Source organism: Pseudomonas sp. NPDC090208, assembly GCF_044746785.1.
GTDB lineage: Bacteria > Pseudomonadota > Gammaproteobacteria > Pseudomonadales > Pseudomonadaceae > Aquipseudomonas.
The window spans coordinates 23291-37527 of the sequence record NZ_JBIVCU010000008.1; the positions used below are offsets into that span (position 1 = coordinate 23291).

Sequence of the window (14237 nt, forward strand, 5' to 3'; positions counted from 1 at the left end):
CACTGTAATGGGTCTCTCCCGCAGCAAGCAGAAAGCCCCGGTCGCTCCGGCGACCACGCTGTTCCTGTTCGGCGCACACGGTGACCTGGTCAAGCGCCTGTTGATGCCGGCCCTCTACAACCTGTTCCGTGACGGACTGGTGGGTGAGGACCTGCACATCGTCGGCGTTGACCACAACACCGTGAGCGATGCTGACTTTGCCAGAAAGCTTGAGGACTTCATTCGTCAGGAGGCGGCCAGCAAGGTCGCCCAGGGCGGAGAAGAACCTCTGGACCCGGCACTGTGGGGCAGTCTGGCCGAGCGCATCACCTACATTACCGGCGATTTTCTCGACGATGGCACCTACGCGGCCATCGGCGAGAAGATCAAGAGCACCGGCACGCAAAATGCCGTGTTCTACCTGGCGACCGCACCGCGTTTCTTCAGTGAAGTGACCCGGCGCCTCGGCTCGTCCGGGCTGATGGTGGAGGATGACGATTACTTCCGTCGGGTGGTGATCGAGAAGCCGTTCGGCCACGACCTGCCCAGCGCGGTGGCGCTGAACACCTGCTTGCTGAAGGCGATGAAGGAGAGCCAGATCTACCGGATCGACCATTACCTGGGCAAGGAAACGGTGCAGAACATTCTGGTCAGCCGTTTCTCCAACGGTCTGTTCGAGTCGTTCTGGAACAACCATTACATCGACCACGTGCAGATCACGGCGGCGGAAACCGTGGGTGTCGAAACCCGCGGCAGCTTCTATGAAACCACCGGCGCGCTGCGCGACATGGTACCTAACCACCTGTTCCAGCTGCTGGCGATGGTCGCCATGGAGCCGCCGGCCGCGTTCGGCGCCGATGCGGTGCGTGGCGAAAAGGCCAAGGTGATCGGCGCGATCCGTCCCTGGTCGGAAATGGAAGCGCTGGCCAACTCCGTGCGTGGCCAGTACACCGAGAGCAACATCGGCGGCAAGAGCGTCACCGGTTACCGTGAAGAAGACCGGGTTGCCCCGGACAGCAACACGGAAACCTATGTGGCGCTCAAGGTCATGGTCGACAACTGGCGTTGGGTCGGTGTGCCGTTCTATCTGCGCACCGGCAAGCGCATGAGCATCCGTGACACGGAAATCGCCATCTGCTTCAAGCCGGCGCCGTACGCGCAGTTCCGTGACACCGAGGTCGACCGCGTCGCGCCGAACTTCCTTAAGATCCAGATCCAGCCCGACGAAGGCATGTGGTTCGACCTGCAGGCGAAAAAGCCGGGGCCGACCCTGGACATGCAGACCATCGAGCTGGGTTTCGCCTACAAGGACTTCTTCGAAATGCAGCCGTCGACCGGGTATGAAACCCTGATCTACGACTGCCTCACCGGCGATCAGACCCTGTTCCAGCGTGCCGACAACATCGAAAACGGCTGGCGTGCCGTGCAGCCGTTCATCGATGCCTGGGCCAAGGATCCGCACGTCGAGTTCTACAAGGCGGGCGAGGACGGGCCGGCGGGTGCCGACGAGTTGCTCGGCCGTGACGGTCGCAGTTGGCAACGTCTCGGATGAGTGAGGTTGCGCAACCCCTCATCCGTTTCATGCTGTCCGATATCGACGGCACGCTGTTGCGACCCGACCACAGTCTGAGCCAGGCCAATATCGATGCCGTGCGTCGGCTGCGTGCCGCCGGGATTCAGTTCTCGGTGGCGAGCAGCCGCCCGCCGCGGGCCATGCGTCAGCAGATCGAAGCCCTGGGCATCGATGTGCCGACCGTGGGCTTCAATGGCGCCAACATCGTCAACCCCGACGGCAGTCTGCTCAAGGCTCACCGCATCGACCCTGAGGCGGCGCGGACCAGTCTTGAGTTGTTTGCTGGCGAGAAGGTGTCGGTGTGGGTGTTTGCCGACGATCAGTGGCTGCTGCTCGATCCGCAAGGGGATTACGTCGAGCACGAGCGCACCACGCTGGGTTACGACTTCGTTCAGGTCGAACGCTTCGATGCTTACATCGAGCGCATCGACAAGATCGTCGCCGCCAGTACCGATTTCGAGTTGCTCAAGCGTCTGGAACTCCAGCTCAACCCGCTGATTGCCGACACCGCCCTGGCGGCTCGTTCGCAGGCGTATTACCTGGATGTCACCGCGCGGGATGCCAACAAGGGCACGGCACTGGCGACCCTCGCCGAAGCGCTGAATGTACCGCTGGTGCAGACGGCGGCCATCGGCGATGCCGGCAACGACGTGGCGATGTTCCTGCGTGCAGGGCTGTCGATCGCGATGGGGCAGGCCGAAGTCGGGGTCAAGACCAAGGCCCATTACGTCACCGGCAACAATGTGGAGGACGGGCTGGCGACGGCCATCGAACGTTACATACTGCCGCGCTGATCTGGCGTGGTGCCTGGCTTCGCTTTTCTTGTGGGAGGGAGCCCTGCTCGCGAAGGCGTCATCACCGACGCTGTTGTGTTGTCTGACCCATCGCTTTCGCGAGCAGGGCTCCCTCCCACGGGGCGTCGTTGCCCCATCTGTAGCAGCCTGGTTTGCCAGTGGTGACGTACGCAAGATCGCCATCGCAGCTTCGTCAGGCGGTTACGGATTTCTTCAAACACCGGGAGGGATCATCACCCCATGGCTGTATTGATTGAAGACTACGCGCTGCTCGGCAATTGCCGCACCGCAGCGCTGGTGGCCCGCGACGGGTCGCTGGACTGGTTGTGTTTTCCGCGTTTCGACGCACCTGCCTGTTTCGCCGCGCTGCTGGGCGACAGCGACAACGGTCGCTGGAAGATCGCCCCGAGTGATGGCCACTTCGCTTCTCGTCGCCAGTACCGCGACGGCACCCTGATCCTTGAAACCCTGTTCACCACCGACAGCGGCCAGGCCCTGTTGATCGACTTCATGCCCATGGATGTCGACAGTACCGTGGTGCGGCTGGTGGTCGGCGTCAAAGGGCAGGTCGATTTCACCATGGACCTGGCGATCCGTTTCGACTACGGCAGCACGGTGCCCTGGGTAGAAAAGAAAGACCCGCACACCATGACCGCCGTGGCTGGGCCGGACATGCTGGTGTTGCGCACTCCGGCCGAGTTGCACCCGATGGATCACCACACCGAGAGCCTGTTCAGCGTCAAGGCCGGACAGCGCTTGGGCTTTGCCTTGTCGTGGCAGGCGTCCCACGAGCCGCGGCGCAAGGCGTTCGACATCGAGCAGGCGTTGCAACAGACGGAGCGCTACTGGCGCGAATTTTCCGACCGCTGCCCTGATGTCGGGCCGTGGAGCGAGCAGGTCAAGCGCTCGCTGATCACCCTCAAGGCCATGACTTATGCGCCCACCGGCGGCATCGTCGCCGCCGTGACCACCTCGTTGCCGGAAGAACTGGGTGGCGAGCGTAACTGGGATTACCGCTTCTGCTGGCTGCGCGACGCGACCATGACCCTGCTGGCGTTCATGAACCTGGGCTATTACGAGGAGGCCGATGCCTGGCGCAACTGGCTGCTGCGTTCAGTGGCGGGCAACCCCGAGCAGGTGCAGATCATGTACGGTCTGGGTGGCGAGCGACGCCTGGCCGAGTACCAATTGCCGTGGTTGGCGGGTTATGAGGGCTCGCGCCCGGTGCGGGTCGGCAATGCCGCCGCCACGCAGATGCAGCTGGATGTCTACGGCGAAGTCGCCGACGCCATGACTCAGGCGCTGAAAAACGGCCTGCCACGTCTGCCGCGCAGCACGGAAATCCAGAAGGTGATCATGCCGTTTCTGGAAAAGGTCTGGCACCAGCCCGATGCGGGTATCTGGGAGATCCGTTCCGAGCCTCGGCATTTCACCCATTCCAAGGTCATGGCCTGGGTCTCGTTCGACCGCAACGCCGGGGTACTGACGCAGAGCGATGACCCGCAAGAGCGCGAGCGCGGTCGGCATTACCGGCGGATTGCCGACGAGATTCACGCCGATGTCTGCGCCCTTGGCTACGACGCCGAACTGGGCAGCTTCGTGCAGACCTACGGCGGCAAGGAACTGGATGCCAGCCTGCTGCAGATCGCGCTGACCGGTTTTCTGCCGGCAGACGACCCTCGGGTGATCGGTACTGTGACCCGCCTCGAACAGTCATTGATGCAGGACGGCCTGTTGTTGCGCTACGACAGCGAGCGCAGCCACGACGGTGTGTCCGGCAGTGAAGGCACGTTTTTGGTGTGTTCGTTCTGGCTGGCCGACGTGTACGTGCTGCAAGGGCGCGACGAAGAGGCCGCAGCGTTGTTCGAGCGACTTTGCGGGCTGTGCAACGACGTTGGCCTGCTGGCCGAACAATATGATCCCAGGGAAGGGCGCATGCTCGGCAACTTTCCCCAGGCGTTCAGCCATATCGGCATCATCAACACAGCGCTGAACCTGCACCGGGTGGTCTGCCCGGTGAAAACCCGCGCGGCGGCGGAGGTGGCTTCGTAGCGGTCCTGACGTCCGCAGGAGCGCGCTTGCCCGCGATCTTGTAGGAGCTGGCTTGTCCTGCGAGCGGCTGCGCAGCAGTCGTAAAGTCGGTGAGCACGGTGTGCCAGACAGACCACATTCGCCGTATTTACTGCCGGTGCCCGGCAGGTCGCAGGGCAAGCCAGCTCCTACAGGACTGCCGAACTCACCCCGCCTTGCGAAAGGTGAAGTTGATGCGCTGTTCGCCCAGTTGCGGATGTCCGGCCTGACGGATCGGCATCACGCCGTGATAGCGCAGGCGGTCCGCGCCGCCCCAGACCACCACATCACCATGGAACAACGGCACGCGTTGGGTCGGGTCGTTGCGTTTGTGGCCGCCGAACAGAAACATCGCGGCGATGCCCAGTGACACCGACACCACCGGCCAGCGCAGGTCGCGTTCGTCCTTGTCCTGGTGCAGGGCCAGCTTCGCGCCGGGGATGTAGCGGTTGATCAGGCAGGCATCCGGCACAAAACCGGGAAAACCGGCCGCCTCTGCAGCGGTCTCGGCCAGTTGCAGAAACACCTCGGGAATGGCCGGCCAAGGCTGGCCGCCATGGGGATCGACCGGGCTGTAGCGATAGCCGTGGGCATCGCTGGTCCAGCCCAGGGAGCCGCAACTGCTCAGCGCCACCGACATGCTGTAACCACCGGGGGTGGTCATGTGGCGGAACGGCGCCTGACGCAGGATCGATTCCAGTGCCGGCAGCAACTGTTCGACCCGCGGCAGGGCGAAGCCACGCAGCACGACGGACTGCGGGCCGATCTGTTCGCGACCCGCATCTTGCGGCGCGTCGTCGGCGAACAGATCGAGCGTGGCGGGGGTGGTGCCTTTGCGGTGCATCATCGCGGCATGCCCGGAGCTGCTACGGTTACAGGGCCTTGCTGACCTTGACGTCGCTGATCACGTCGCCGCTGTCTCCGTGCATTTTCTGCAGGGCGGCCAGAGCTTCTTCGGCGGACGGCGATTGCAGCAGGGCGAACTCGAAACGGCGCTCGCCGTTGAGTTTGTAGCTGATGGCGTATTTGACGACTGGGGCAGGGGTGCTCACGTTGACTCCTTGGGCAGGGTGCGAAAACACGGGGTTTTCACGCGCGCCGGTGTTGAATGACGATCAGCTCAGGCGCGAAGATGTGCGCCGGACGATCTTGATCGAATGGGTGAAGTTGGTCTTGCGGCCGCCGCCATGGCTGTCCATCTTGCGCCCGGCGGTGTCGATGGTGATGTTCCAGAAACCGGTGCTGGGCACGGTGATCTTCGCCGGGAAGCGGTCGAAGGCGCCGCCGTGATAGGTGTGGCGCCCGCCATTCTTGAAGCTGCGGAAATTCGCGTCGCTCATCAGGCGGATATTGCAGAGCTGGGAGCACTCGATGACGACCATGTCGTCTTCGTTGAGGTGCTCGCGCTGGTGTACGAATTTCATGGGTGTCTCCGGGGACTTGGCATTCGCGAAAAACGCGGAAAGATACCACGGCGCGCGGGCGTTTCGCATCGGCGCCTCGGGTAATTCGCCCGGCGGCCGGCAAAAAGTGCCGGGTGGCGGGATTTAATCGCGGGCCTGCCTGTCACAAGCAGCTTTACCGGAGGATTGTATGAAACTGGCCGTTGTTGTCCTGGCTCTGGCGATGACCGGTTGTGCGACCGTCAACGACATCGAGCGCACGCCCGCGACCATGAACGTGATGTCCGGCAAGAGCCCCAGCCGGTATGCCGCGTGTTTCCTTGGTCGCATCGCCGAAAGCCGCAAGTCGCCGCAGATCGAACCGCACCATGAGGGGCTGCGCATCATCGTGCCGCAGAAACTGTTCGACAGTGCGCCGGCGGCCGTCGTCATGATCGAACAGCGCTCCGGCGGCAGCTCGATCAAGCTGTTCGAGCGCAACGGCAACAACCCGCTGCGGTCCAGGGATGTTCAGCACGCCGTGAACGATTGCATTTCCGGCGAGTGATTGCCGTTTATTTGCAGGTGACCATGACGGTGCGGGTCTTGTAGTTGCCGACATCGGCGCCGAGGGTCTTGTCGGCGGCGCCGGGTTGCGGCGTACCGTTGGTGCCGACGATGTTGTAACCGGTGCCTGCGCATGAGGCGTCGGCCTTTTCGTAGCAGGCGGCCCACGACATGGCCTCGCCGGAACAGTCGATGCTCAGCGCCTGCTGACCGTCCTTCGTGTACGTGTTTTGCGCGGTGGCACAGCCGGTCAGACCGAGGATGGCAATGATGGACAGCTTCTTAATCATGTTCGACAGCTTCGCAATGAGAGGCGGGAGGAGGGGGCATCGCAGGGCGGATGAACCCGAAGCGCCATCATAAAGCGCAAATGTACAATTTTCCTACGCAATCCAGTGAATACGGCTACGCTTGCCTCTGTCTTTTCACCGTCGTTTCAACGGACTGGAAGCCTTCGAGCGCGTGATCTGACCCAAGGACCGATTACCGTCCGTGCCCTCGTTGCGGCTTGTCCCATGGCAAACCGTGGCCGGTCGGTGGTCGTATTATCGGCAGGTGAGCGGAACTATCTGCGCAACTGTTCCTCTACCATGGCAGCGAACGGCCAGTGTCGGGCATTGTAAGGTGATCGCCGCCTGATTAGACTGCGCCGCAACACCCCCAGCTCCATCAAGGACTTATATGATCAAGAAATGCTTGTTCCCTGCTGCCGGTTACGGCACTCGCTTTTTGCCAGCGACCAAGGCCATGCCTAAAGAAATGCTGGCGGTTGTCAATAAGCCACTGATCCAGTACGGCGTGGAAGAAGCTCTTGCTGCGGGTTTGAATGAAATCTCCATCGTTACCGGCCGCGGCAAGCGCGCGCTGGAAGACCACTTCGACATCAGCTACGAGCTGGAGCACCAGATCAAGGGCACCGACAAGGAAAAATACCTGGTCGGCATCCGCAAACTGATCGACGAGTGCAGCTTCTCCTACACCCGTCAGACCGAAATGAAAGGCCTGGGCCACGCCATCCTCAGCGGTCGTCCGCTGATCGGCAACGAGCCGTTCGCCGTGGTGTTGGCGGACGACCTGTGCGTGAACCTGGAAGGCGAAGGCGTTCTGGCGCAGATGGTCAAACTGCACAAACAGTACAAGTGCTCGATCGTCGCCATTCAGGAAGTCGATCCGCAGGAAACCAACAAGTACGGTGTGATCGCGGGTGAAGAGATCAAGCCGGGCCTGTTCCGCGTGACCGACATGGTTGAAAAGCCGAAGCCGGAAGATGCGCCGTCGAACTTGGCGATCATCGGTCGCTACATCCTGACCCCGGACATCTTCGAGAAAATCGAACAGACCGAGCCAGGCAAAGGCGGTGAAATCCAGATCACCGACGCCCTGATGAAACAGGCCGCCGAAGGCAACGTGCTGGCGTTCAAGTTCAAGGGTCAGCGTTTCGACTGCGGTGGCGCCGAAGGCTACATCGAAGCGACCAACTTCTGCTTCGAACACTTCTACAAGACCGGCAAATCGACGCAGTGATGCCACTGCACCGGTAAACAATCCGGGATCTGTTCTGTCTGGCAAAGCCACCTTCGGGTGGCTTTGTCGTTTCTGGCGCAAACCCTTGCCCGACGCGCGCAAGCGGTTATGCTAGCTCACTGCCCAGGAGTAACCACATGACTTACGACTTCGACCTTTTTGTGATCGGCGCCGGTTCCGGCGGCGTCCGCGCTGCGCGTTTTTCTGCCGGTTTCGGTGCCCGTGTGGCGGTTGCCGAAAGCCGCTATCTGGGAGGCACCTGCGTCAACGTCGGTTGCGTGCCGAAGAAACTGCTGGTGTACGGCGCTCATTTCGCCGAGGACTTCGAACAGGCCAAGGGTTTTGGCTGGAGCAGCGGTGAGGCGGAATTTGACTGGCCGACCCTGATCGCCAACAAGAATCACGAAATCAACCGTCTCAACGGCGTCTATCGCAACCTGCTGGCCAACAGCGGCGTGACGCTGATGGAAGGCCACGCGAAGTTGCGCGGGCCCCATGAAGTCGAGATCAACGGCCAGGTACACACCGCCGAGCACATCATGATCGCCACCGGTGGCTGGCCGCAGACCCCGGACATCCCGGGGCGTGAGCATGCCATCACTTCCAACGAAGTGTTCTTCCTCGAACAGATGCCCAAGCGCGTCGTGGTGGTCGGCGGCGGATACATCGCCGTGGAGTTCGCCTCGATCTTCGGCGGCCTTGGCGCCGATGTCAGCCTGATGTATCGCGGTGAATTGTTCCTGCGTGGTTTCGACAACGGCGTGCGCACCCACCTGCACGAAGAGCTGACCAAGCGCGGCATGGACATCCGCTTCAAGACCGAGGTCGAGCGAATCGAAAAGCTCGCCGACGGCACCCTGCAACTGACCCTCAACGACGGCAGCAGCGTCAACACCGACTGCGTGTTCTACGCCACCGGGCGCCGGCCGATGCTGGACAACCTGGGCATGGACACGGTCAACGTCGAACTGGACGACAAAGGCTTCATCAAGGTCGACGACAACTACCAGACCTCGGAGCCATCGATCATTGCCGTTGGTGACGTGATCGGTCGCGTGCAACTGACCCCGGTGGCGCTGGCCGAAGGCATGGCGGTGGCGCGACGCTTGTTCAAGCCCGAGCAATACCGCGCGGTGGATTACAACCACATCCCGACGGCGGTGTTCAGCCTGCCGAACATCGGCACGGTTGGGCTGAGCGAAGAGCAGGCGCGCAAGGACGGCTATGAGGTGCAGGTCTTCGAAAGCCGCTTCCGGCCGATGAAACTGTCGCTGACCGGCAATCAGGAGCGCACCTTGATGAAGCTGGTGGTGGACGGCAAGACCGACCGCGTACTGGGCTGCCACATGGTCGGCCCGGATGCCGGGGAAATCATCCAGAGCCTGGCAATTGCGCTGAAGGCGGGGGCGACCAAGCAGGTGTTCGACGACACCATCGGTGTACACCCGACCGCAGCGGAAGAGTTCGTCACCATGCGCACCGCGACCCGTTGACGGGATACAGGCTTTGACGCACGAACCCGGCCGCAAGGATGGCGGTCGGGCAGGTCACAGGTTTGAAGGGACGGACCCACTTTTTGATCAGCACGAGTTATCCGGCAGCCATGCCTCTGAATCCCGCTGGACCCGACGACCAGGAAGTCACCCGAACCGACGCGCTGCGCGAAAGCGAGCGCCAGTTTCGCACTCTTGCCGACAACATGAGCCAGCTCGCCTGGATCGCCGACCCTGACGGGCAGATCTACTGGTACAACGCGCGCTGGTACAGCTACACCGGCACCTCCCACGAAGCGATGATGGCCTTGGGTTGGCGCTCGTTGCACCATCCCGACCATGTGCAGCGGGTCGAATCGCGCATGCAGCGCTGTTTCGCCACCGGCTCGATCTGGGAGGACACCTTTCCGTTGCGTGGCAAGGATGGCCTGTATCGCTGGTTCCTCTGCCGTGCGCTGCCGATTCGTGACGACATCGGCCGGATCACCTACTGGCTGGGCACCAGCACTGATGTCACCGCCCAGGTCAAGGCCGAGGACGCGCTGCGCGAACTCAACGAGAGCCTGGAGCGGCGGGTGGCCGAGCGGACCCGCGAGCTGGCCGAGATCAACGAACGCCTGCAGATCGAGATCAGCGAACGCGCCCAGGCTGAAGAAGCGTTGCGCCATGCGCAGAAAATGGACGCCATCGGCCAGTTGACCGGTGGTATCGCCCACGACTTCAACAACATGCTGACCGGCGTGCTCGGTGCGCTGGACCTGATCCAGCGGCGGGTGGCGGCCGGGCGGGTGTCGGAGATCGGCCGTTACATCGATGCGGCCATGAGTTCGGCCAACCGCGCGGCGTCGCTGACCCACCGCCTGCTCGCGTTTGCCCGGCGACAATCGCTGAATCCGCGTCCGGTCGACGTCAACCGCATGGTGGTGTCGATGGAGGAACTGCTGCGGCGCACGGTGGGCGAGAGCATCGAGCTGGAAGTCGACCTGAGCACGCCGATGCGTTTGACCAACACCGACGAGCATCAGCTGGAAAATGCTTTGTTGAATCTGGTGATCAACGCCCGGGATGCCATGCCCGACGGTGGGCGCCTGTTGATTCAGACCGAAGTCACCCACGTCGCCGTCGCCCATGACTCGCTGGAGCCGGGCGACTATGTGCGACTGGGGGTGCAGGACACCGGCAGTGGCATGTCCAGCGAGGTGATCGCCCGTGCCTTCGATCCGTTCTTCACCACCAAGCCGATCGGCCAGGGCACCGGGCTCGGGCTGTCGATGGTCTACGGCTTCATCAATCAGACCGGCGGCCAGGTGCAGATCGACAGCACCGAGGGCAAGGGCACCCGTATCGACCTGTATCTGCCGTGTCATTTCGAATCGAGCCGGCGGCAGGTGCCGGTCAGCGAGGACAGCGTGCCGCCGCGCGCCAGTCAGGGCGAGCGCGTGCTGGTGGTGGAAGACGAACCGGACGTGCGCATGCTGGTGGTCGACGTTTTGCGCGAGCTGGGGTATTCGGTGGAAGTGGCTGCGGATGGACAGCAGGCGTTGCCTGTTCTGCAGGGGCAGGGGCGGATCGATCTGCTGGTGACGGACGTGGGTTTACCCGGGCTGAATGGCCGCCAACTGGCAGAAATCGCCCGGCAGCAGCGACCGGGTCTGCCGGTGCTGTTCGTCACCGGATACGCACGTAACGCCGAAATTCGTGGCGATTTCCTCGAAGAAGGCATGGACATGCTGACCAAGCCATTCAGCATCGACGACCTTGCACAGCGGGTGCGTGGGTTGCTGGAATCGGGCGGCTGACGGCGCCCGTTTGCTTTTGTGGGAGGGAGCTCTGCTCGCGAAGGCGGCGGGTCAGTCAGTACAGCAGTGACTGGAAGGACGCTATCGCGAGCAGAGCTCCCTCCCACGGTGCGTGTAGTGTCTGCGGGATTTCGGTGATACGCCGCATGCAGGCGCTGCGGATTGCTCTTGTGGGAGGGAGCCCTGCTCGCGAAGGCGGTGGCGCAGTCGGTGCAGCAGTGACTGGAAGGACGCTATCGCGAGCAAGCTCACTCCTACAGTTTTGTGGTGTCCTTGGGGCTTTGATCAAGCATCGCAACCCGTAGCAGCCCGGCTTGCCGGCGGCAGCGGTCTTGAAATTGCCACCGCCAGCAAGCCAGGCTGCTACGGACGCGGTGAACTCATCGGGATACAGAACGTCAGACAGACCATGTGCCTACCGGCGCACGCGAAAACCTGTCACAGGTTTCTTCTATTAATTACGTACGTTGATAGTGAAAACCAATCGTCAGCATGAGCTTTGCCAATGAGCCATCACCGGCGATTGTCAGTAGTATCCTCCCCATCGAATTCTTAACCCGCTTCTACAACCCAAGGAGATTCACCCGATGCCCATCATCAACAGCCAAGTTAAACCGTTCAAAGCCACTGCATTCAAGAACGGCGCTTTCGTCGAAGTGTCGGACGCTGACCTGAAAGGCAAATGGTCTGTGGTGTTCTTCTACCCAGCCGACTTCACCTTCGTCTGCCCGACTGAACTGGAAGACCTGGCTGACAACTACGCTGCGTTCCGCGACCTGGGCGTTGAAATCTACTCCGTTTCGACCGACACCCACTTCGCCCACGCTGCCTGGCACAACACCTCGCCAGCCATCGGCAAGATCCAGTACACCATGATCGGCGACCCGACCCTGACCATCTCCCGCAACTTCGACGTGCTGATCGAAGAAGCTGGCCTGGCTGACCGCGGTACTTTCGTGATCAACCCTGAAGGTCAGATCAAGATCGTTGAACTGAACGACGGCGGCGTTGGCCGTGACGCTTCCGAGCTGCTGCGCAAGATCAAGGCTGCTCAATACGTTGCTGCTCACCCGGGCGAAGTCTGCCCAGCCAAGTGGAAAGAAGGCGAGGCCACTCTGGCTCCGTCCCTGGACCTGGTCGGCAAGATCTAAGTCCCTATGGGATTTGTCGCAGGACCGGGAGCGATGAGCTCTTGAGCAAGTAAACCGCATCGCCCCCAAAAAACGCCCGGGCGGTCGCCGCCTGGGCGTTTTTTTTTGCCCCCCGAAAGTGAAAAGGAAGCCGGATCATGTTGGACGCCAACCTCAAAGCACAATTGAAGTCGTACCTGGAACGGATCACCCGTCCGATCGAGATCGTCGCGTCCCTCGATGACGGCGCGAAATCCCAGGAAATGCTGGCCCTGCTCAATGACATCGTCAGCAGCTCCAACCGCATCACCCTCAACACCGATGGCAACGATGCACGCAAACCGTCCTTCGCCTTGAACAGCCCGGGCCAGGACATCAAACTGCGTTTTGCCGGCCTGCCCATGGGCCACGAATTCACCTCGCTGGTACTGGCACTGCTGCAAGTCGGCGGCTACCCGTCCAAGGCCAGCGAAGAAACCATCGAACAGGCCCGTGCCCTGAGCGGTGCGTTCAAGTTTGAAACCTACTTCTCGCTGACCTGCCAGAACTGCCCGGACGTGGTCCAGGCGCTGAACCTTTTGGCCGTGCTCAACCCGAACGTCGAACACGTTGCCATCGAAGGCAGCCTGTTCCAGCAGGAAGTCAGTGACCGTCAGATCATGTCGGTGCCAAGCATCTACCTGAACGGCGAACTGTTCGGCCAGGGCCGCATGGGCCTGGAAGAAATCCTCGCCAAGATCGACACCAGCGCCGGTGATCGTCAGGCCGAGAAGCTCAACGCCAAAGAAGCCTTTGACGTGTTGGTGGTCGGCGGTGGCCCGGCCGGTTCGGCTGCGGCGATCTACGCCGCTCGTAAAGGCATCCGCACGGGTGTGGCTGCAGAGCGTTTCGGCGGTCAGGTGCTGGACACCATGGCCATCGAGAACTTCATCTCCGTTCAGCACACCGAAGGCCCGAAATTGGCCGTTGCCCTGGAAGAGCACGTCAAACAGTACGAAGTCGACATCATGAACCTGCAGCGTGGCGATCAGTTGATCCCTGGCAAGGATGGCGAACTGCACCAGGTCAAATTCGCCAGCGGCGGTGTGCTCAAAGGCAAGACCGTGATTCTGGCCACCGGTGCCCGCTGGCGCGAAATGAACGTGCCTGGCGAGCAGCAGTACCGCAACAAGGGGGTGGCTTACTGCCCGCACTGTGACGGCCCGCTGTTCAAAGGCAAGCGTGTGGCGGTGATCGGCGGCGGCAACTCCGGCGTCGAGGCGGCCATCGACCTGGCCGGCATCGTGTCCCACGTGACCCTGCTGGAGTTCGACGGTCAGTTGCGTGCCGATGCGGTGCTGCAACGCAAGCTCAACAGCCTGCCGAACGTCACCGTGCTGACCAGCGCCCAGACCACTGAAGTGACCGGCGACGGGCAGAAAGTCAATGGTCTGCGCTACAAGAACCGCGTGAGCGGTGAGGAAATCGCTGTCGAGCTGGAAGGTATCTTCGTACAGATCGGCCTGCTGCCGAACACCGAATGGCTCAAGGGCACCATCGAGCTGTCGCCACGCGGCGAAATCGTGGTCGATCAGCGTGGTGAAACCTCGATCCCGGGTGTGTTCGCTGCCGGCGACGTGACCACCGTGCCGTACAAGCAGATCGTGATCGCGGTGGGCGAGGGCGCCAAGGCTTCCCTCAGCGCCTTCGACCACCTGATCCGCACCAGCGCTCCGGCGTGATAATGGCGTGAGCCGTTTGAAAACAAAAAAACCTCATGAGCAATCATGAGGTTTTTTGTTTTCAGCAGATTCGCAATGCTCTCGAACCTGTAGGAGCCGGCTTGCTGGCGAATGCGATGTTTCATTCAACGCCATGTTGGCTGACCTGATGCGTTCGCCAGCAAGCCGGCTCCCACGGCCTTCGGCCAGAACCAGTGACCAGTCC

General features: G+C 61.8%; 12 protein-coding genes and 1 pseudogene. 9 read left to right on the forward strand and 4 right to left on the reverse strand.

Annotated features, from left to right (window positions below):
• The first annotated feature begins 7 nt into the window (after positions 1-7).
• The 3 genes from zwf (at position 8) to ACIPL0_RS14875 (ending at position 4398) form a co-directional block, all read left to right on the forward strand.
• Positions 8-1531 (forward strand): glucose-6-phosphate dehydrogenase, encoded by a 1524-nt coding sequence (zwf, locus tag ACIPL0_RS14865; RefSeq protein ID WP_400598188.1) that lies wholly within the window; start codon positions 8-10, stop codon positions 1529-1531.
• A complete protein-coding gene (locus ACIPL0_RS14870; RefSeq protein ID WP_400598189.1) occupies positions 1528-2346 on the forward strand; it encodes an HAD family hydrolase in 819 nt (272 codons plus the stop codon). Before zwf ends, ACIPL0_RS14870 begins: the two co-directional genes overlap by 4 nt.
• A 240-nt stretch (positions 2347-2586) precedes the next feature.
• Positions 2587-4398, forward strand: a complete 1812-nt coding sequence (locus ACIPL0_RS14875) for a glycoside hydrolase family 15 protein (RefSeq protein WP_400598190.1) — start codon at positions 2587-2589, stop codon at positions 4396-4398.
• A gap of 184 nt (positions 4399-4582) precedes the next feature.
• On the opposite strand, the gene alkB is transcribed toward ACIPL0_RS14875, so the two are convergent.
• The 3 genes from alkB to ACIPL0_RS14890 all read right to left on the reverse strand — a co-directional run bounded on the left by alkB (position 4583) and on the right by ACIPL0_RS14890 (position 5840).
• Positions 4583-5260 carry a DNA oxidative demethylase AlkB gene (gene alkB, locus ACIPL0_RS14880; RefSeq protein ID WP_400598471.1) on the reverse strand — a complete coding sequence of 226 codons (678 nt, stop codon included), beginning with the start codon at positions 5258-5260 and terminating at the stop codon, positions 4583-4585.
• Positions 5261-5288: 28 nt separating this feature from the next.
• Positions 5289-5468: a hypothetical protein gene (locus tag ACIPL0_RS14885; protein WP_400598191.1), complete on the reverse strand. Its 180-nt coding sequence runs from the start codon at positions 5466-5468 to the stop codon at positions 5289-5291.
• A gap of 63 nt (positions 5469-5531) precedes the next feature.
• Positions 5532-5840, reverse strand: coding sequence for a DUF1883 domain-containing protein (locus ACIPL0_RS14890; RefSeq protein ID WP_400598193.1), 309 nt, complete (start codon positions 5838-5840; stop codon positions 5532-5534).
• Between the two features lie 169 nt (positions 5841-6009).
• On the opposite strand from ACIPL0_RS14890, the gene ACIPL0_RS14895 reads away from it, so the two are divergent.
• Entirely contained in the window at positions 6010-6366 is a 357-nt protein-coding gene (locus tag ACIPL0_RS14895; protein WP_400598194.1) for a hypothetical protein, read from the forward strand.
• A 7-nt stretch (positions 6367-6373) separates the two neighbouring features.
• Here the strand turns inward: ACIPL0_RS14895 and ACIPL0_RS14900 are convergent, their stop codons facing one another.
• The gene (locus ACIPL0_RS14900) at positions 6374-6655 is read right to left on the reverse strand and encodes a hypothetical protein (protein WP_400598195.1); all 282 of its coding nucleotides are present in this window, start codon (positions 6653-6655) and stop codon (positions 6374-6376) included.
• Positions 6656-7046: 391 nt separating this feature from the next.
• On the opposite strand from ACIPL0_RS14900, the gene galU reads away from it, so the two are divergent.
• The 5 genes and pseudogenes from galU to ahpF all read left to right on the forward strand — a co-directional run bounded on the left by galU (position 7047) and on the right by ahpF (position 14032).
• Positions 7047-7889 carry a UTP--glucose-1-phosphate uridylyltransferase GalU gene (gene galU, locus ACIPL0_RS14905; RefSeq protein WP_400598196.1) on the forward strand — a complete coding sequence of 281 codons (843 nt, stop codon included), beginning with the start codon at positions 7047-7049 and terminating at the stop codon, positions 7887-7889.
• A 137-nt stretch (positions 7890-8026) separates the two neighbouring features.
• Positions 8027-9382, forward strand: coding sequence for a glutathione-disulfide reductase (gorA, locus tag ACIPL0_RS14910; protein WP_400598198.1), 1356 nt, complete (start codon positions 8027-8029; stop codon positions 9380-9382).
• Positions 9383-9519: 137 nt separating this feature from the next.
• Positions 9520-11181 (forward strand): annotated as a pseudogene (locus ACIPL0_RS14915) (response regulator); the annotation flags it as partial.
• 587 nt (positions 11182-11768) lie between these two features.
• The gene (gene ahpC / locus ACIPL0_RS14920) at positions 11769-12332 is read left to right on the forward strand and encodes an alkyl hydroperoxide reductase subunit C (RefSeq protein ID WP_400598199.1); all 564 of its coding nucleotides are present in this window, start codon (positions 11769-11771) and stop codon (positions 12330-12332) included.
• 137 nt (positions 12333-12469) lie between these two features.
• Entirely contained in the window at positions 12470-14032 is a 1563-nt protein-coding gene (gene ahpF / locus ACIPL0_RS14925) for an alkyl hydroperoxide reductase subunit F (protein WP_400598200.1), read from the forward strand.
• The last annotated feature ends 205 nt before the right edge of the window (positions 14033-14237 follow it).

Bases quoted from the DNA above. Each gene is read 5' to 3' on its own strand.
- ahpF (WP_400598200.1), top strand. From the start codon at position 12,470: ATGTTGGACGCCAACCTCAAAGCACAATTGAAGTCGTACCTGGAACGG.
- zwf (WP_400598188.1), top strand. From the start codon at position 8: ATGGGTCTCTCCCGCAGCAAGCAGAAAGCCCCGGTCGCTCCGGCGACC.
- ahpC (WP_400598199.1), top strand. From the start codon at position 11,769: ATGCCCATCATCAACAGCCAAGTTAAACCGTTCAAAGCCACTGCATTC.
- gorA (WP_400598198.1), top strand. From the start codon at position 8,027: ATGACTTACGACTTCGACCTTTTTGTGATCGGCGCCGGTTCCGGCGGC.
- ACIPL0_RS14875 (WP_400598190.1), top strand. From the start codon at position 2,587: ATGGCTGTATTGATTGAAGACTACGCGCTGCTCGGCAATTGCCGCACC.
- ACIPL0_RS14895 (WP_400598194.1), top strand. From the start codon at position 6,010: ATGAAACTGGCCGTTGTTGTCCTGGCTCTGGCGATGACCGGTTGTGCG.
- ACIPL0_RS14890 (WP_400598193.1), bottom strand. From the start codon at position 5,840: ATGAAATTCGTACACCAGCGCGAGCACCTCAACGAAGACGACATGGTC.
- ACIPL0_RS14870 (WP_400598189.1), top strand. From the start codon at position 1,528: ATGAGTGAGGTTGCGCAACCCCTCATCCGTTTCATGCTGTCCGATATC.
- ACIPL0_RS14900 (WP_400598195.1), bottom strand. From the start codon at position 6,655: ATGATTAAGAAGCTGTCCATCATTGCCATCCTCGGTCTGACCGGCTGT.
- galU (WP_400598196.1), top strand. From the start codon at position 7,047: ATGATCAAGAAATGCTTGTTCCCTGCTGCCGGTTACGGCACTCGCTTT.
- alkB (WP_400598471.1), bottom strand. From the start codon at position 5,260: ATGCACCGCAAAGGCACCACCCCCGCCACGCTCGATCTGTTCGCCGAC.